This window comes from Streptomyces sp. NPDC030222 (assembly GCF_055573115.1).
Genome location: NZ_JBVICA010000001.1, coordinates 288,867 through 307,237 on the forward strand (window position 1 = coordinate 288,867; position 18,371 = coordinate 307,237).

Consider the following 18,371-nt stretch of genomic DNA (forward strand, 5'->3'; position numbering starts at 1 on the left):
GACTCGACTCGCGTGTTTCATCCGCCCAGAAAGCCGGGTGACGGTCGGTCATGCCAGAGAGCGCCCCCACCCCTGAACGGGTTCCGACCATTCCAGTGGATTTGGGAGGGAGGCGCGCTTCAATGACTCCGCCACCCGAACGAGTGAACAACACTCCGGAGTTGACGAACAACTCTTGTTACCGACGGGAACATGTGAACCGGGTGCGCCGGTTGGACCTGGGCCACGGCCTTTGACAGGATGCGCGCCCACAGCTTCACGGACCGGCCATTCGGCGGGAAATGCGACACCCTCCGCCAGCACCGTCCAATCGCCGTCCATCCACATGGAAGCCGCGAAGGCGTCGGGCAGACTGGGCCCATGCGCATCGAACTCGCGACGGCTCCTGGTGATCCCGGACGGCCCAACGAGGACTGGGCGGGCGCCACGGCACCGACGGGCGGACAGGGCGGCACCCTGGTGGTCCTGGACGGCGTGACGCCGCCGACCGGGGGCGACGGCTGTGTGCACGGAGTGCCGTGGTTCACCATGCGACTGGGCGGACTGCTGACCGAACTGTCCGCTTCACTACGGGATACACCCCTCACCGGTGTGCTCGCCGAGTCCATCCGGCGCACAGCAGAGGCACATGCGGACCGGTGTGACCTTTCTCACGCGCGTACTCCGCAGGCGACGGTCGTGATGGTCCGGTGGGACCCGGACCTCGTGGAGCACCTGGTGCTGTCCGACTCGACGCTGTTGCTGGAGCACCGGGACGGGAGCGTGCGGGCGGTGCTCGACGACCGGCTGGACCGCCTGCCGCCCGGGGTGCGCATCTCGCTCACGGCGACCGACGCACTCCGGAACGCCGAAGGGGGCTTCTACACCGCCGCAGCCGACCCCTCGGTCGCGGTGCGCGCGATCACCGGCACGGTGCCGCGGTGCGAGATCCGGGCAGTCGCCGCGCTGACCGACGGCGCGAGCCGGTGGACCGATCGGTTCGGCGAGGGCGACTGGGCCGCGTGCCTGGCCGTGCTCCGCAAGGAGGGCGCGCAGGCCCTCGTCGACCGGGTGCGCGCCCTGGAGTCGGCGGACGCGGGGCGTACACGCCGACGCCACGGGAAGACGCACGACGACGCGACGGCGGTGTTCGCCGAATTCTGAGCATCCCGGACGGTCAGCCCTCCGACCCCGCGTTGAGCTGGTGCAGCAGCCTGGCCAGCTCCGCGACCTCCGCACGGTCCCAGTCGGCGAGTTTGCGGACGTACCGGGCACGGCGGGCGTCCCGTACCCGGCGGAAGCGGTCGCGTCCCCCGGAGGTGAGGCGCACCAGGAAGGCGCGCCCGTCGGCCGGATCGGGCTCGCGGTCCACGAGACCGAGGTCCTCCATGGCGCGCAACTGGCGGCTCATCGTGGCCTTGCCGACACCGAAGTAGCCTGCCAGGTCGGTGGCGCGCTGCTGACCGGCCTCCTCCAGGCGCACGAGCAGTCCGTACGCGGCGGGTTCGAGCTCCGGGTGGACCTCCCGGGCCAGTTCTCCCGAGGACGCCCGGGCACGGCGGAGGAAGACCGCGAGCTCGCGTTCGAGCGCGAGGAACTCCTGGAACTCCTCACCCGCGCCTCCTGCGCCGCCGGACCCGGTTCCGTGCACGTCAGCTCCCCTCGCATGGTCCGCCCTGCCGGTCCAGTATTTCCCAGCGACGGGCGCCGGACCGCTCCGGAGCACCCCCGTCTATGACGTGTTCACGCCACGACATGCCGACGGTTCGTCAGAAGCCCTCATGCGCAGCGTTCAGGGGCAGGCTATGCCCGTGCAAAGATCCGGAACGGAGCGCCGCCCGCGCACTGCGACGGCCGCGATCCTCCTCAGCCTCGCCACCCTGCCCCTCTGCCTCGCCCTGGCCCCTCCCGGCACCGCCGACGCGGCGGGCGCCGCGAAGGCGCGGCTCGCACGCGGTTCGGCCCGCATGGGCATGGGCGTCCTCGCACACGACGGCTGGCGCGGTATGCCGTCGGCGGGCCGCTCGACCCAGATCGAGGGCGTGGACGTCAGCAGCCACCAGGGCACCGTCGACTGGCCCGCCCTCTGGGCCAGTGGAGTGAAATGGGCCTACGTAAAGTCCACCGAAGGCACCTACTACAAGAACCCCTACTTCACGCAGCAGTACAACGGCTCGCGCAGCGTGGGCATGATCAGGGGCGCGTACCACTTCGCGACCCCCGACACGTCCTCGGGCGCCGCCCAGGCCGACTACTTCATCGCCCGTGGCGGTGGCTGGGTGCGCGACGGCCGGACCCTGCCCGGTGTCCTCGACATCGAGTGGAACCCGTACGGATCGGCCTGCTACGGCAAGTCCCGCGCGTCGATGGTGAGCTGGATCCGTTCCTTCGTCACCCGCTACAAGGCGCGTACCGGGCGCGACCCCGTCATCTACACCGCCACCAGCTGGTGGAAGATGTGCACCGGCAACCACCCGGGCTTCGGCGCGGTGAACCCGCTGTGGATCGCCCGGTACGACACCACCCCGGGCGAACTCCCCGCGGGATGGCTCTACCACACGATGTGGCAGTACACCTCGTCCGGGCCGCTCGTGGGCGACCACGACCGGTTCAACGGCGCCTACGACCGGCTGCGGGCACTGGCGAACGGCTGAGGCGGCCGACAAACCCGTGGTCCCTCTCCCCACGGGAGAGGGAGAGGGACCGAGCGGGGTCAGGCCGCGACCGGGACGTCCGCCGTGGCCGGCGCCAGGGCGAGCTCCAGGACCTGCCGGACGTCGGTGACCGGGTGCACCTCCAGCCCTTCGAGGACCTCCGCCGGGACGTCGTCCAGGTCCGCCTCGTTCCGCTTGGGGATCACCACGGTGGTGATGCCCGCCCGGTGCGCGGCGAGCAGCTTCTGCTTCACCCCGCCGATCGGCAGCACCCGGCCGGTCAGCGACACCTCGCCGGTCATGGCCACGTCCGTACGGACGAGCCGGCCCGAGAGCAGCGACGCCAGCGCGGTCGTCATCGTGACGCCGGCGCTCGGGCCGTCCTTGGGAACGGCGCCGGCCGGGAAGTGGACGTGCACCCCGCGGTCCTTGAGGTCCGCCACCGGCAGCTCCAGCTCCGCACCGTGCGAACGGAGGAAGCTCAGCGCGATCTGCGCCGACTCCTTCATCACGTCGCCCAACTGACCGGTGAGGGTCAGCCCGGCGGCACCCGTCTCCGGATCGGCCAGTGACGCCTCCACGAAGAGGACGTCCCCGCCCGCGCCGGTGACCGCGAGTCCGGTGGCCACGCCGGGCACCGAGGTGCGGCGCTCCGCCGGGTCCTGGGCGGACTCGGGCACGTGGTGCGGCCGTCCGATCAGTCCGCGCAGATCGTCCTCGGTGACCGTGAACGGGAACGCACGTTCCCCGAGCTCGTGCTGGGCCGCGACCTTCCGCAGCAGCCGCGCGACGGCACGCTCCAGGGTCCGCACGCCCGCCTCGCGGGTGTACTCGCCGGCGAGCCTGCGCAGGGCGGACTCGTCGATGGTCACCTCTCCGTCCGCCAGACCGGCCCGCTCCAGCTGGCGCGGGAGCAGGTGGTCGCGGGCGATGACGACCTTCTCGTCCTCGGTGTAGCCGTCGAGCCTGACGAGTTCCATACGGTCGAGCAGCGCCTCCGGAATGGCCTCCAGCACATTGGCGGTGGCCAGGAAGACGACGTCGCTCAGGTCGAGTTCGACCTCCAGGTAGTGGTCGCGGAAGGTGTGGTTCTGCGCCGGGTCGAGGACTTCGAGCAGCGCCGCGGCCGGGTCGCCGCGGAAGTCGGAGCCGACCTTGTCGATCTCGTCGAGCAGGACGACCGGGTTCATCGAACCGGCCTCCTTGATCGCCCGGACGATACGGCCGGGCAGGGCGCCCACGTAGGTCCGCCGGTGACCGCGGACCTCCGCCTCGTCCCGCACACCGCCGAGGGCGACCCGGACGAACTTCCGGCCCATGGCGTGCGCCACGGACTCGCCGAGCGAGGTCTTGCCGACGCCGGGAGGTCCGACGAGCGCGAGCACCGCGCCTCCGCGCCGGCCGCCGACCACGCCGAGGCCCCGGTCCGCGCGGCGCTTGCGCACCGCGAGGTACTCGGTGATCCGCTCCTTGACGTCCTCCAGACCGGCGTGCTCGGCGTCGAGGACCGCCTTGGCCCCCTTGATGTCGTAGGCGTCCTCGGTGCGCTCGTTCCACGGCATCTCCAGGACGGTGTCCAGCCAGGTGCGGATCCAGCCGCTCTCGGGGTTCTGGTCACCGGACCGCTCCAGTTTGGCGACCTCCTTGAGGGCCGCCTCGCGGACCTTCTCGGGCAGGTCGGCCGCCTCCACGCGGGCGCGGTAGTCGTCGGGTTCGTCGTCGTCGGACTCGCCGTTCAGCTCGCGCAGCTCCTTCCGGACGGCTTCGAGCTGCCGCCGCAGCAGGAACTCGCGCTGCTGCCGGTCGACACCCTCCTGGACGTCCTTGGCGATGGACTCGGCCACGTCCTGTTCGGCGAGGTGGTCGCGCAGCCACTGGATGGCGAGCTTCAGCCGCGTGACCGGGTCGGCGGTCTCCAGGAGCTCCACCTTCTGGGCGACGGTGAGGAACGGCGAGTACCCGGAGTTGTCGGCGAGCGCGGAGACGTCGTCGATCTGCTGGACGCGGTCGACGACCTGCCAGGCGCCGCGCTTCTTCAGCCAGCTGGTGGCGAGGGCCTTGTACTCCTTCACCAGCTCGGTGACGGAGCCGGGCAGCGGGTCGGGGACCGTCTCCTCGACCGGGGTGCCCTCCACCCACAGCGCGGCACCGGGTCCGGTGGTGCCGGCGCCGATCCTCACGCGGCCGCGGCCGCGGATCAGGGCGCCGGGGTCGCCGTCGGCGAGCCGTCCGACCTGCTCGACCGTGCCCAGGACGCCGGTCCCGGCGTACGTGCCGTCGATGCGCGGCACCAGGAGCACCTTGGGACGGCCCCCGGAGGCCCGGGCGGCCGCCTGCGCGGCCTCCACCGCGGCGCGCACCTCGGTGTCGGACAGGTCCAGCGGCACCACCATGCCGGGAAGCACGACCTCGTCGTCGAGGGGCAGCACGGGCAGGGTGAGCGGTGTGGACGTCGAAGCCATGATCTCCCCTTCAGCACTCAAGTTGAGCTATGCCGACTCAATGCTCGGGAGCGGCCGGATGTTCCACGGGCGCCGGTTGTTCGCTGTCGGCGATCACCCGGAAGAGGGGCGCGGACCACCAGGCAGGGAACAGGACAGCTCTGACCACCAGGAACGCCACGGACGCGGAGCATGTGCCCCGTGCCGACCGGACGTGTCGGGTGATCGTCGCCGCGTCGCCAGTCGCTGCCGCGCTCGCCGTCGCATCGCGCCCGTTCGTGCGCCATCACACCGCCCCTCGCCGTCGCCGCGCGGGGTGCGTCCCCGTCCACGAACCGGCCGCCCAGCTGACACAGACGGGGCGGGGGCCGACCGGACGCCGACGAGGCGAGGCCGGGGGCGTGCCGCCTACGGCACGACCGTGGGAAGCACCTGAGCTGCGGACGCTCCCGGGGAACGCCGCCACGGGCGCTCCGGGCGACCGGGCAGGCGCCGCAGCAGCGGCCAGCACGCGATACCGACGAGCAGGGCGATCGGATGGCCCCAGTTGCTGATCGGATCCTCGAACACCAGCAGGTCCCGGCCCAGCATCACCGCCACCCACGCGAGCGCGATCCACCGCGCCCGCGGGCTCAGCAGCCCGGCGAGCCCGCCCACGCACGCCAGAAGGCCGAAGCTGATGCCGTAGTCGAGACGGTGCAGGGAGGTCACCGGCAGATGTCCGGCCAGCACCGACAGCCCGACCGGAATCTCCGTGACCAGGGTCGTGGCCATATGGCCGATCACGAACAGTCCCGCGGTGGGCCAGGCGCCCGTACGGCGTTCCAGCGCCGTCAGCACGAAGAGGAACCCGAGGGCGTACGCCGAGGCCAGGCCGCCCGAGATCCACAGGGCGCTGGCGACCAGGACCCGCAGGGGACTGGTCACGAGATGTGCGACGTCCGTGCTGGAGCCGCGCAGCAGGGCCGCGACGGTGTCCGGATCGCCGTACTGGGCGAACAGCGACGTGCCGACGAGAAGCAGCGAGTACCAGAAGGTGAAGGGCGCGCCCGTGGGGCTCGGCAGCAGGCGCAGCGCCTGCCGGGCCCCTGCCCGGGGGCCCGGTCCGCACGTCGCCCGTGCGGCGGGGGTGCCTTGCGACGGCCCTTCGTGCGGCGCCGACGCCCCTTGGTCGGGCACCGGTGGCGTTGCCGTGCGGTCCGGCGATCCGCTCCGGTCCGCTGCCGCGCGAGGCCGTTGCACCGCGTCAGGCTCCTTCCCCGTCCGGCGTGCGCTGCCGCCCGCGTCCGGAATCGTCGAGCCGCCCGTGTACACCCCGGCCGCTTTCCCCATGTCATGGACAACGGCCACCCTCGGGGATCTTCTCCGGCCGCGTCCATGACGTGCGTCACAGAAAGCAACCTCCGGCCCCCGCCGCGCGTCCGCCGGCGTGCCCTCCCGGCCGAGTCCACGCGCGCCGCGCACGACGGGGTCAGCCGCGCGTAACGGGGTCACACGTCAATGCGGCACGTAAACGGCTTGGGCGCGTGCTCGCCCTCCCGCCAGGATGGACGGAAAGCCGTCGCTCACGCCGTCGTACGGATCAGCCGGAGGTCGCGTCCATGTCCGTTCCCGTCACCATCGACCGCCGAGAAGGCCCCTACGGCGAGGTGGTGCTGCGCAGACGCGGCGAGGACTTCGAGATCATCGCCAACGGCTGCTTCCTGATGGACACCTCAGACGGACGCTCGGAACGGCTGCTCGTCGACGCGGCGCTCCGGGCCCTGCCCGCGGACCGTGAGCGGCCCTCCGTGCTCATCGGCGGACTCGGTGTCGGCTTCTCGCTCGCCCACGCCGCGGCCGAGCCGCGCTGGGGACGCATCACCGTGGTGGAGCGCGAGGAGGCCGTCATCGACTGGCACCGCGAAGGCCCGCTCGACGTGGTGTCGGCCGCGGCGCTCGCCGATCCCAGGACGGAGGTGCTGCACACCGACCTCCTCGTCCATCTGCACGACCCCGCCTCCGGCCGCCATGACGCCCTGTGCCTGGACATCGACAACGGCCCCGACTGGACGGTCACGGAGAGCAACGGGAGCCTGTACGCGCCGGCCGGTCTGGAGGCCTGCCGGGACCGCCTCGAACCGGGTGGGGTGCTCGCCGTCTGGTCCGCACGACCGTCCGTCGCATTTGAGAAGGCCTTGCGGAATGCCGGGTTCTGCGAGGTTCGGACCGAAGAGATCCGGGTTGCCCGGGGCGTACCGGATGTGGTCCACCTCGCCGTTCGCCCTGCGTAGCCGGGAGTCCACCAGTGCCTTTAGTCTGCTGACCGACACACGGGATCTCCCCCACGATTTCCCGGAGCGCACGACAGGGGCGGGCGATGGAGCAGACACAGACCACTCACAACGGCGTCGCGGCGACTCCCGGCGCCCAGCGGCGCGTTCTGGTGGTCGAGGACGACACCACGATCGTCGAAGCCATCGCCGCACGCCTGCGGGCCGAGGGCTTTCAGGTGCAAACGGCGCTCGACGGGCCGGCGGCCGTGGACACGGCCGAGGCGTGGCAGCCGGACCTGATGGTGCTGGACGTCATGCTCCCGGGCTTCGACGGACTGGAGGTGTGCCGGAGGGTCCAGGCCCGCCGCCCCGTCCCCGTGCTGATGCTCACGGCCCGTGACGACGAGACGGACATGCTCGTCGGTCTCGGGGTCGGCGCGGACGACTACATGACCAAGCCGTTCTCCATGCGCGAACTGGCCGCCCGGGTCCATGTGCTGCTGCGTCGCGTGGAGCGGGCCACCCTGGCCGCCGCCGCACCGCGCAGTGGCATCCTGCGCCTCGGCGACCTGGAGATCGACCACGCACAGCGGCGGGTGCGGGTGCGGGCCGAGGACGTGCACCTCACCCCGACCGAGTTCGACCTGCTGACCTGCCTGGCGAGCACCCCGCGGGCCGTGCTGTCGCGCGAGCAGCTCCTCGCGGAGGTGTGGGACTGGGCGGACGCCTCCGGGACACGGACCGTCGACAGCCACATCAAGGCGCTGCGCCGGAAGATCGGCGCCGAGCGGATCCGTACCGTGCACGGAGTGGGATACGCGCTGGAGACCCCGGCGCCATGAGCCCGCCCTGGTCCGGGCTGCGGCCGTTCTCGATCAAGGCCAAGCTGGGCACCCTGGTCGTCGTCTCGGTCTTCATCACGACCGGGCTGCTGATGGTGGCGGTGCGCACGGAGACCGAGCTGCGATTCATCACCGTGTTCTCGGTGATCGCGACCCTCCTGATCACCCAGTTCGTGGCGCACGGTCTGACCGCGCCGCTGGACGAGATGACCAGGGTCGCCAAAGGCGTGTCGCACGGCGACTACACCCGGCGGGTACGCGGCGCCGACCGCCGCGACGAGCTGGGCGACCTGGCCTCCACGATCAACCGGATGGCCGACGACCTCGAGTCGGTGGACCGCCACCGCAAGGAACTGGTCGCCAACGTCTCGCACGAGCTGCGCACACCGATCGCGGCGCTGCGGGCCGTGCTGGAGAACGTCGTGGACGGGGTGTCGGCCGCCGACCCCGAGACGATGCGGACGGCGCTGAAGCAGACCGAGCGGCTGGGCGGGCTCGTGGAGACGCTGCTGGACCTGTCACGGCTGGACAACGGCGTCGTACCGCTGCGGGCCCGGCGCTTCGAGGTGTGGCCGTATCTGTCGGGGGTGCTGAAGGAGGCGAACCTGGCCACCGGGCAGCGCCGTCTGGCCTCCGGATCGGGCCGCCACACCCGTACCGACGTCCATCTGCACCTGGACGTGTCGCCGCCCGAGCTGACCGCGCACGCGGACGCGGAGCGGCTCCACCAGGTGGTCGCCAATCTGATCGACAACGCGGTCAAGCACAGCCCGCCGCACGGCCGGGTCACCGTACGGGCCAGGCGGGGCCAGGACCCCGAGTCGCTGGACCTGGAGGTGCTGGACGAGGGGCCCGGCATCCCGGAGTCGGAGTGGCACAAGGTCTTCGAGCGCTTCAACCGGGGCAGCGCCTCCACCCCGCACGGTCCGGGGAGCGACGGCGGTACGGGCCTGGGTCTGGCCATCGCGCGCTGGGCGGTGGATCTGCACGGCGGACGGATCGGAGTGGCCGAATCGGCCCGGGGTTGCCGGATCCGGGTCACTCTTCCGGGGATCCCACGGCAGCTGCCTTGACGTAGGGTTCGAACCGGAGGGACCGCTTCTGTGTGTCCTCCACCGAGGATGCGGCCAGGATGCGGGCCATGGGCCCGCAACCGCGCTGCGGCGTACCCGCGGAGAAACGGAACCTGGCTTGTTTCCCGCCATTTCCCGCGCCGAAACGCGGTTCTCGATGTGACTTACACGACGGATGGGACGCCCGGCCTGCACCTCCCCGCCCGGGAGGCGTAGCCTTTATTTCCGCTGTCCATCACCTTGTGAAGCGGAAGAGGGCGGTTGCCGCCGTGTCGTCTCAGTCCCCCAGTAACTCGAGCATCTCGACCGACCAAGACGGGCAGGGCACGAGCCCTGCGACCGCCTTCGGTGCCAATGAGTGGCTCGTCGACGAGATCTACCAGCAGTACCTCCAGGACCCGAATTCGGTCGACCGTGCCTGGTGGGACTTCTTCGCCGACTACAAGCCGGGCGCCACGTCCGGCGCGGCGGAAGCCCCTGCCGGCGGTACCGCAGCCGCGGGGGCTGCGGTGACCCCCACGCCCGCCGCACCGGCCCCGGCCGCACCGGCGAAGCCCGCGCCCGCCGTCCCGGCACCCGCCGCCCCGGCTCCGGCCGCACCGGCCGCCAAGCCCGCCGCCACCGCTCCCGCCGCCCCCGCACAGGCGGCCGGCGCGGCGGCGAAGCGTGCAGCCGCCCCGGCGGCCGACGCCGCCGCGGGCCCGGAGTTCGTCGTGCTGCGTGGCCCGTCCGCCGCCGTGGCGAAGAACATGAACGCCTCGCTGGAGCTGCCCACGGCGACGTCCGTGCGCGCCGTCCCGGTGAAGCTGCTGTTCGACAACCGCATCGTCATCAACAACCACCTCAAGCGCGCCCGGGGCGGGAAGGTCTCCTTCACCCACCTCATCGGCTTCGCGATGGTGCAGGCGATCAAGTCGATGCCGTCGATGAACTGGTCCTTCGCCGAGAAGGACGGCAAGCCGACGCTGGTGAAGCCCGAGCACGTGAACCTCGGTCTCGCCATCGACCTCGTCAAGCCCAACGGTGACCGCCAGCTGGTCGTCGCGGCCATCAAGAAGGCCGAGACCATGAACTTCTTCGAGTTCTGGCAGGCCTACGAGGACATCGTCCGCCGCGCCCGCAGCAACAAGCTGACGATGGACGACTTCACCGGCGTCACCGTCTCCCTCACCAACCCCGGCGGCCTCGGCACCGTGCACTCCGTGCCGCGCCTGATGCCCGGCCAGTCGGTGATCATGGGCGTCGGCTCCATGGACTACCCCGCCGAGTTCCAGGGCACCTCGCAGGACACCCTGAACAAGCTGGGCATCTCCAAGGTCATGACGCTGACCTCGACGTACGACCACCGGGTCATCCAGGGTGCCGCCTCCGGCGAGTTCCTGCGGATCGTCGCGAACCTGCTCCTCGGCGAGGACGGCTTCTACGACGACATCTTCGAGGCGCTGCGGATCCCCTACGAGCCGGTCCGCTGGCTGAAGGACATCGACACCTCTCACGAGGACGACGTCACCAAGGCGGCCCGCGTCTTCGAGCTGATCCACTCCTACCGGGTCCGCGGCCACGTCATGGCCGACACCGACCCGCTGGAGTACCGCCAGCGCAAGCACCCCGACCTCGACATCACCGAGCACGGGCTCACCCTGTGGGATCTGGAGCGCGAGTTCGCGGTCGGCGGCTTCGCCGGCAAGGCGATGATGAAGCTGCGCGACATCCTCGGCGTGCTGCGCGACTCGTACTGCCGCACCACCGGCATCGAGTTCATGCACATCCAGGACCCCAAGCAGCGCAAGTGGATCCAGGACCGCGTCGAGCGCGCGCACTCCAAGCCGGAGCGCGAGGAACAGCTGCGGATCCTGCGCCGCCTCAACGCCGCCGAGGCGTTCGAGACGTTCCTGCAGACCAAGTACGTCGGCCAGAAGCGGTTCTCGCTGGAGGGCGGCGAGTCCGTCATCCCGCTGCTCGACGCGGTCATCGACTCGGCGGCCGAGGCCCGCCTGGACGAGGTCGTCATCGGTATGGCCCACCGCGGCCGTCTGAACGTCCTCGCCAACATCGTCGGCAAGTCGTACGCGCAGATCTTCCGCGAGTTCGAGGGCAACCTCGACCCGAAGTCGATGCACGGCTCCGGCGACGTGAAGTACCACCTGGGTGCCGAGGGCACCTTCACCGGCCTGGACGGCGAGCAGATCAAGGTCTCGCTGGTCGCCAACCCCTCCCACCTGGAGGCCGTCGACCCGGTCCTGGAGGGTGTCTCGCGCGCCAAGCAGGACATCATCAACAAGGCCGGCACGGACTTCACCGTGCTGCCCGTCGCCCTGCACGGCGACGCGGCGTTCGCCGGCCAGGGCGTCGTCGCCGAGACGCTGAACATGTCGCAGCTGCGCGGCTACCGCACCGGCGGCACCGTGCACATCGTGATCAACAACCAGGTCGGCTTCACGGCGGCACCCACCGCCTCGCGTTCCTCGATGTACGCGACCGACGTGGCCCGCATGATCGAGGCGCCGATCTTCCACGTGAACGGCGACGACCCGGAGGCCGTGGTCCGCGTCGCGCGGCTCGCCTTCGAGTTCCGCCAGGCGTTCAACAAGGACGTCGTGATCGACCTGATCTGCTACCGCCGCCGCGGGCACAACGAGTCGGACAACCCGTCCTTCACGAACCCGCAGATGTACACGCTGATCGACAAGAAGCGCTCGGTGCGCAAGCTCTACACCGAGTCCCTGATCGGCCGCGGCGACATCACCCTGGAAGAGGCCGAGCAGTCGCTCCAGGACTTCCAGGGCCAGCTGGAGAAGGTCTTCACCGAGGTCCGCGAGGCTGCCGAGACCCCGGCCGAGGCCACGGTGCCGCAGCCCGAGACCGCCTTCCCGGTCCCGATGGGCACCGCGGTGTCGGAGGAGGTCGTCAAGCGGATCGCCCAGTCCCAGGTCAACATCCCCGACCACATCCATGTGCACCCGCGTCTGCTGCCCCAGCTGCAGCGCCGCGCCGCCATGGTCGAGGACGGCACCATCGACTGGGGCATGGGCGAGACCCTGGCGTTCGGCTCGCTGCTGCTGGAGGGCACCCCGGTCCGGCTGTCCGGCCAGGACTCGCGCCGCGGCACCTTCGGCCAGCGCCACGCGGTCCTGGTGGACCAGGTCAGCGGCGAGGAGTACACCCCGCTGATGTACCTGTCCGAGGACCAGGCCCGGTACAACGTGTACGACTCGCTGCTCAGCGAGTACGCCTGCATGGGCTTCGAGTACGGCTACTCGCTGGCCCGCCCCGAGTCGCTGGTCCTCTGGGAGGCCCAGTTCGGTGACTTCGTCAACGGCGCGCAGACCGTCCTCGACGAGTTCATCTCCTCGGCCGAGCAGAAGTGGAACCAGACCTCCGGCGTCACGCTGCTGCTGCCGCACGGCTACGAGGGCCAGGGCCCGGACCACTCGTCCGCCCGCCCGGAGCGCTTCCTCCAGCTGTGCGCGCAGAACAACATGACGGTCGCGATGCCGACCCTGCCGTCGAACTACTTCCACCTGCTGCGCTGGCAGGTCCACAACCCGCACCACAAGCCGCTGATCATCTTCACCCCGAAGTCGATGCTGCGTCTGAAGGCCGCGGCGTCGAAGACGGAGGAGTTCACCAGCGGCGGGTTCCGTCCCGTCATCGGCGACACGCACGCCGATCCGAGCACCGTCCGCAAGGTCGTCTTCTGCGCCGGCAAGGTCTACTACGACCTGGAGGCCGAGCGTCAGAAGCGGGGCACCACGGACACCGCGATCATCCGGCTGGAGCGCCTGTACCCGCTGCCGGGTGCGGAGATCCAGGCCGAGATCGCCAAGTACCCGAACGCCGAGAAGTACATCTGGGCCCAGGAGGAGCCGGCGAACCAGGGTGCCTGGCCGTTCATCGCGCTCAACCTGATCGACCACATCGATCTGAAGGTCGGTGCCGGTCTGCCCCCGGCCGAGCGTCTGCGCCGCATCTCGCGTCCGCACGGCTCGTCCCCGGCGGTCGGTTCGGCCAAGCGTCACCAGGCCGAGCAGCAGCAGCTGGTCAACGAGGTCTTCGACGCCTGATCCGGCAGCCGCCGGCCGAACGAACCGGAGGCCCGGTGCCGCGCACGACGCGGTGCCGGGCCTCCGGCGTTCCCGGACCTCCGGCGTTCCGCATCCCCGGCGTTCCCGGACCTCCGGCGTTCCCGGACCTCCGGCGTTCCGCACCCCCGGCGTTCCCGGACCTCCGGCGTTCCCGGCGACGGCGGCGCTCCGGGCAAGGGAAGCGCTCGAAGTACCCGTCGAACCCCACCCGCTGACGGGCCGCATCCGTCCCCGTCCCGGGGGCGAGAGGGGTGCGAGCGCCCGCCTATCCTGGATCCGGGGTCCCCCATCCATCGCACATCACCGACCGGAGCACCCGTTGTACTTCACCGACCGTGGCATCGAGGAACTGGAGAAGCGGCGCGGCGAGGAGGAGATCACCTTCGAGTGGCTCGCCGAGCAGCTGCGCACGTTCGTCGACCTCAACCCCGACTTCGAGGTCCCGGTGGAGCGGCTGGCGACCTGGCTGGCCCGCCTGGACGACGAGGACGAGGACGAGTAGCCGGCAGAGCGCACGCCCCGGCGCCTTGGCGCGGGGCGCGGCAGGTCTGCCCCCGAATCCGGGACGCCGACCGAGGAGATCCGCCCGCGGGCCGCACGGCCCGGCACCGGCTCCCCTCCTGCGGTCGCCGCGCCGCCGGGCCACGGTCTCGAACCGTCGTGAGCTGCGCTGAAGCCGGCCGATCGCCGGCCGTCGGCGATCGCCTGCAGGCCTGCCGCCGCCGCGAGGTGTGCGTACGGGTCACGTGCCGTCCGACCGGCGGCGCCGCCGGTCGTGGGCCAGGATCAGCAGGCCGTGGGCGATCAGCAGGCCGCCCGCGAACGCCCAGCCGGCATTGCGGCGGCTGAGGGCCCAGGCCGTCAGGGGCACACCGGCCGCCAGTTGGGCGGCGCCGAGGAGCCGGGCCGCCGGGCCGGGTACCGAGTGCGTGAACGGGCCTTCCGTCACGGCGTCGAGTTCCGCGCGGACCGCCTCGCGCAGGCCCTCCCATTCCACGACCATGCCGCCCGGGCGGCTGCGGGCCGTGTCGAAGAGGTCTTCCGCGGGCGCGCCCGGGTGCAGTCCGTCGGGCAGGTCGAGGCCGGTGCGGCCGAGGACGGCGGTGAGGCCGCGGAGCCTGGCGCGGGCGTCGGAGTCCGCGTCGGCGCGGGTCAGGGCGTCGAGCGCGGCCGCGTCCAGGACGGGGTCGAGGCCGAGCCTGGACGCGAAGGAGTGCATCGCCTCGTCCTCGCCCACGGGGGTGCCGTCCGCGAGCCAGACGTATCCGACGGTGCGGTGGAATCCTGAGGCGAGGGTGTAGCCGGCGCGGTCCTCGTCCCACCACAGGGCCACGACCGGCCAGGCCACCCCGAGGGCCAGTGCGGACGCCCAGCCGCCCGCGACCCGGTCGACCGGATCGTTGCCGGTGGCCCAGGGCCGCCCTTCGGGGATCAGTACGCTCCAGCCGTCGCCGGCCGGTGCGAGGGCCAGCCGTTCGCGCGGCAGACGGGCCGTCGATTCGACGACGGCGAGGTCGGCACGGCAGAGCAGGAGCGCTCCGACGGAGGGCGCGACGGCGTTGGGCACGGTCCATACGCTAGGGCAATTCGCCCGCTTATACGCGCTTCACCCCCCTGGCGTCCGTCCGGATCACCCTTGACTTGGCCCGACCGAGATATATCGTGTTCTTGTGAGTGACGCGATATGTTGCGTCACTGTCCCGCGGCTCGCCGCGCGCCCAGCCCAGGGAGGGGTCCGCACATGTCCGAGTGGTCCGTCGCAGAACCGCACAAAATGACCTTCGACGACCCGGTCACCACACTGAAGGTGCGCATCGTCAACGGAACCGTCAACGTCGTGGGGACGGACGAGAGTTCCGCCCGTCTCGAGGTCTCGGAGCTCGATGGCCCGCCGCTGACCGTGACTCAGCAGGAGCAGACCCTGACCGTCGGATACCAGGACCTCTCCTGGGCGAACTGCCTCAAATGGTTCGAACGCAAGGAGCGGGGGCGGCACGCGGTGGTGTCCCTCGCCGTTCCGGCGGACTCGCGGGTGGAGGTCAAGGTCGTGGGGGCCGGGTCCGTCGTCTCCGGCATCCGCGGGCGCACGGACGTACGCAGTGTCAGTGGTGACACCGCACTGGTAGGCATCTCCGGTGACGTACGGGCCGAAACCGTCACCGGGGACGTGGAGGCCCAGGCCGTGACCGGGCGGCTGCACCACAACTCGGTGTCCGGAGACCTCACCGTGGTCGACGGCGCGGGGACGGCCGTGAAGGCCGAGTCCGTCAGCGGCAACATGGTCGTCGACATCGACCCCGCGGGCCGGCCCACGAGCATCGAGCTCTGCACCGTTTCGGGTGAGATAGCAATCCGGCTTCCGCATCCGGCGGATGCGCGGGTGGAGGCCAACACCGCCAGCGGTGCGGTGTCCAACGCCTTCGAGGATCTGCGGGTTTCGGGCCAGTGGGGTGCGAAGAAGATCACCGGCACACTGGGCGCCGGCACCGGCAGACTGAAGGCGACCACCGTCTCGGGAGCCATCGCCCTGCTGCGCCGCCCGCCCGCCGACGGGGACGACCGCCACGAAGCCGCCGACACCCGCGCAGGAAAGGTGCTCTGACATGCCGCCCGTCTTCGCCCATGGACGCCTCCGCCTCTATCTGCTCAAGCTGCTCGACGAGGCTCCGCGCCACGGATACGAAGTGATCCGGCTGCTGGAGGAGCGCTTCCAGGGGCTGTACGCGCCGAGCGCCGGCACGGTGTACCCGCGTCTGGCGAAGCTGGAGGCCGAGGGGCTCGTCACCCACACCACCGAGGGCGGCCGCAAGGTCTACTCGATCACCGACGCCGGACGGGCCGAGCTGGCCGGCCGCAGCGGGGAACTGGCCGATCTGGAACAGGAGATCCACGAGTCGGTGTCCGAACTCGCCGCGGAGATCCGCGACGACGTACGCGGGGCGGCCGGCAGACTGCGGCGCGACATCCGCGCGGCGGCCGGAGAGACCCGCTCCTCGTCGTCCGGCACGGACTGGGAGTCGGTGTTCGGCGACAAGGAGGCCTGGCGGGCCGCCAAGGAGGAGGTGCGCAAGGCGAAGCAGGAGTGGAAGGAGCAGACCCGCCGCGCCAAGGACGAGTCCCGGCGCGCCCGCGAGGACGCCCGGCAGGCCCGCCATGCGGCCAAGGCGGCCCAGGAGCAGGCGCGGGAGGAGATGCAGCGCGTCGCCCGCCGGGTGCAGGAGCAGGTGCAGGACCACATCGGGCGCGGCGACTGGCCGGCCGCGGTCCGGGACGGACTGTCGGAGATCACCAGGGAGCTGTCCCGTTTCGGGCGTTTCCCGATGCCGGGCACCGGTCCCGGCGACGCGGGCCCGGCCGCCGGTCCCGCCGACGCACCCGATCTGACGCCCGAGCAGCCGGCCGGCACCGAACCCGAGTGGCTGTACGAGCCCACGACGGGCGACCCGGCCCGCGACCTCGACCGGCTGCTCGACCGCTTCCGCGACGACATCCGCGATGCGGCCCGCGACCGCGGTGTGACGGAGACCCAGTTGAAGAACGCCCGGCGTCATCTCTCCGCGGCAGCAGCCCACATCGGTGCCATCCTGCGCGCCCCGGACCGGGGCTGACGGGGCGGGACCATCAGTCCCGGCCGGCGGGCGGCGCGGCGGTGACCGTCACCCGGGCGCCCGGACGGGCGGGCAGCCGGACGACCGCGGCCTTGCCGGGCGCCACGGTGCGGTGGACCGGGCCCGCGGTCAGCCGCCAGCCGTCCGGGGCCGGCGGCAGGGACACCTCCGTGACGCCGCGGGACCGCCCGGACGCGGTGAAGGCGAGACGGTACGTCCGGGTCGACGGGTCCCATGTCTCGGAGCGGACCGCGCCCGCGACGGCCGGGGCGTAGGGGGCCGCGGTCTGCTCCTTGTTCGGACGGAGGCGGCCGTTCTCGTCGAGGGCGCAGTAGCCGCCGCCGTAGCACCAGACGTAGCCCGCCCAGCCGGAGCTGTAGCGGTTGAGCGAGGCGAGCGCATCGCGGTAGAAACGGCCCATGTTCGGAAGGGAGTTGTTGAGCGGTCCCCACTCGCCGACGACCACCGGGACGCGGTACCGCCTCGGATAGGCGGTGACGGCGGCCTCGTACGCCTCGATCCAGCCGGCCGCCGGGTCGTAGTCCCTGCCCGCTTCCATCGCCGCGTTGTAGAAGTGCGGGGCGTACACGACCTTCGGGTCGTCGATCCGGCCGAGCCCGGTGGGCACGCCCTCGCCCACGATGGGGGTCGGTTCGACGAAGATCCAGTTGCGGTCGTCGACCTCCCGGATCGCATCCGCGATGCGGTTGTACATCGGTGTGATCTGGTCCTGCTCGATGCGGCGTGCTGCGCCCGGCAGGTCCTCGCCCTGACGCATCTCGCCCATCGGTTCATTGATCAGGTCATAGCCGAGCACCGCCGGATGGTCCTCGAAGCGTTCGGCGAGCACCCGCCACATCCGCACCTGCGCCCGCCGCAGGTCCTCGTCCTCGTACAGATGGGTGAAGGCACGCTGCACGGCCGGCTCGAAGTACTCGGCGAACCAGTCGTCCGGGTGCGGGGTGAAGGGCAGTCCGTCCGTGCGGGTCGCCCATGCGGGGATGCCCCGATGGCCGAACGCGGGGCCGAAGACGTCCTGGTGGGCGTCGATCAGGACCTGGATGTCGTACTTGTCGGCCCAGTCCAGCACCCGCTCGATCTTCCGCAGGTAGCCGCCGCTGTACCGGCCGGGGACCGGCTCCAGGTCGTCCCAGAAGACCAGCAGCCTGGCGAAGCCGAAGCCGGCCGCGCGCAGGTCGCGGAAGTGGCGTTCGGTGATGGCGGACAGTGCCTGGTCACCGCGGTGGTTCTTGTCCTCGACGTTCCAGCCGCGGAGGGTGAGCACCCGGCCGCGGTCGTCGGTGAGTTCCGGAATGCCCTCGGGGGGCGAATCGGCGCGGGCGGGTGCGGCCACCGCCAGGACGGCGGAGCACAGCACGGCGGCGAGTGCGCGGAACGCTCGGGTTCGCATGGAACGGCCTCCGGCGCGGCGCG

At 71.4% G+C, this 18,371-nt stretch carries 14 protein-coding genes; 9 read left to right on the forward strand and 5 right to left on the reverse strand.

The window, feature by feature from the left end; all coding sequences use genetic code 11:
- The first annotated feature begins 360 nt into the window (after positions 1–360).
- Positions 361–1,143, forward strand: a complete 783-nt coding sequence (locus ACZ4Z5_RS01225; protein WP_468254803.1) for a protein phosphatase 2C domain-containing protein — start codon at positions 361–363, stop codon at positions 1,141–1,143.
- Positions 1,144–1,156: 13 nt separating this feature from the next.
- Here the strand turns inward: ACZ4Z5_RS01225 and ACZ4Z5_RS01230 are convergent, their stop codons facing one another.
- Positions 1,157–1,630: a MarR family winged helix-turn-helix transcriptional regulator gene (locus ACZ4Z5_RS01230; protein WP_468254806.1), complete on the reverse strand. Its 474-nt coding sequence runs from the start codon at positions 1,628–1,630 to the stop codon at positions 1,157–1,159.
- A gap of 154 nt (positions 1,631–1,784) precedes the next feature.
- Here ACZ4Z5_RS01230 and ACZ4Z5_RS01235 point away from each other — a divergent pair, with 154 nt between their 5' ends.
- Positions 1,785–2,633 (forward strand): lysozyme, encoded by an 849-nt coding sequence (locus ACZ4Z5_RS01235; protein WP_468254809.1) that lies wholly within the window; start codon positions 1,785–1,787, stop codon positions 2,631–2,633.
- 59 nt (positions 2,634–2,692) lie between these two features.
- On the opposite strand, the gene lon is transcribed toward ACZ4Z5_RS01235, so the two are convergent.
- Together lon and ACZ4Z5_RS01245 are read right to left on the reverse strand one after the other, a co-directional pair.
- Positions 2,693–5,095: an endopeptidase La gene (gene lon, locus ACZ4Z5_RS01240; protein WP_468254811.1), complete on the reverse strand. Its 2,403-nt coding sequence runs from the start codon at positions 5,093–5,095 to the stop codon at positions 2,693–2,695.
- Between the two features lie 387 nt (positions 5,096–5,482).
- Complete coding sequence (locus tag ACZ4Z5_RS01245) at positions 5,483–6,316, reverse strand: rhomboid-like protein (RefSeq protein WP_468254813.1); 834 nt, start codon at positions 6,314–6,316, stop codon at positions 5,483–5,485.
- A gap of 359 nt (positions 6,317–6,675) precedes the next feature.
- On the opposite strand from ACZ4Z5_RS01245, the gene ACZ4Z5_RS01250 reads away from it, so the two are divergent.
- The 5 genes from ACZ4Z5_RS01250 (at position 6,676) to ACZ4Z5_RS01270 (ending at position 13,831) form a co-directional block, all read left to right on the forward strand.
- Complete coding sequence (locus tag ACZ4Z5_RS01250; RefSeq protein ID WP_468254815.1) at positions 6,676–7,347, forward strand: spermidine synthase family protein; 672 nt, start codon at positions 6,676–6,678, stop codon at positions 7,345–7,347.
- An 86-nt stretch (positions 7,348–7,433) separates the two neighbouring features.
- On the forward strand, positions 7,434–8,171 hold the full coding sequence (locus ACZ4Z5_RS01255) for a response regulator transcription factor (protein ID WP_468254818.1): 738 nt from the start codon (positions 7,434–7,436) through the stop codon (positions 8,169–8,171).
- Positions 8,168–9,244, forward strand: a complete 1,077-nt coding sequence (locus ACZ4Z5_RS01260; protein WP_468254821.1) for a HAMP domain-containing sensor histidine kinase — start codon at positions 8,168–8,170, stop codon at positions 9,242–9,244. The genes ACZ4Z5_RS01255 and ACZ4Z5_RS01260 overlap by 4 nt, the downstream gene beginning before the upstream one ends.
- Positions 9,245–9,513: 269 nt before the next feature.
- A complete protein-coding gene (locus ACZ4Z5_RS01265) occupies positions 9,514–13,308 on the forward strand; it encodes a multifunctional oxoglutarate decarboxylase/oxoglutarate dehydrogenase thiamine pyrophosphate-binding subunit/dihydrolipoyllysine-residue succinyltransferase subunit (RefSeq protein ID WP_468254825.1) in 3,795 nt (1,264 codons plus the stop codon).
- 340 nt (positions 13,309–13,648) lie between these two features.
- On the forward strand, positions 13,649–13,831 hold the full coding sequence (locus ACZ4Z5_RS01270; protein ID WP_014176503.1) for a DUF6104 family protein: 183 nt from the start codon (positions 13,649–13,651) through the stop codon (positions 13,829–13,831).
- A gap of 240 nt (positions 13,832–14,071) precedes the next feature.
- Here the strand turns inward: ACZ4Z5_RS01270 and ACZ4Z5_RS01275 are convergent, their stop codons facing one another.
- The gene (locus ACZ4Z5_RS01275; RefSeq protein ID WP_468254828.1) at positions 14,072–14,896 is read right to left on the reverse strand and encodes a hypothetical protein; all 825 of its coding nucleotides are present in this window, start codon (positions 14,894–14,896) and stop codon (positions 14,072–14,074) included.
- Between the two features lie 174 nt (positions 14,897–15,070).
- Here ACZ4Z5_RS01275 and ACZ4Z5_RS01280 point away from each other — a divergent pair, with 174 nt between their 5' ends.
- Both ACZ4Z5_RS01280 and ACZ4Z5_RS01285 read left to right on the forward strand, forming a co-directional pair.
- Positions 15,071–15,931 (forward strand): DUF4097 family beta strand repeat-containing protein, encoded by an 861-nt coding sequence (locus tag ACZ4Z5_RS01280; RefSeq protein WP_468254830.1) that lies wholly within the window; start codon positions 15,071–15,073, stop codon positions 15,929–15,931.
- A gap of 1 nt (position 15,932) precedes the next feature.
- The gene (locus ACZ4Z5_RS01285; protein WP_468254833.1) at positions 15,933–16,937 is read left to right on the forward strand and encodes a PadR family transcriptional regulator; all 1,005 of its coding nucleotides are present in this window, start codon (positions 15,933–15,935) and stop codon (positions 16,935–16,937) included.
- Positions 16,938–16,950: 13 nt separating this feature from the next.
- Here ACZ4Z5_RS01285 and ACZ4Z5_RS01290 read toward each other — a convergent pair whose 3' ends face one another.
- Positions 16,951–18,348 (reverse strand): cellulase family glycosylhydrolase, encoded by a 1,398-nt coding sequence (locus tag ACZ4Z5_RS01290; protein WP_468254836.1) that lies wholly within the window; start codon positions 18,346–18,348, stop codon positions 16,951–16,953.
- Positions 18,349–18,371 lie beyond the last annotated feature (23 nt).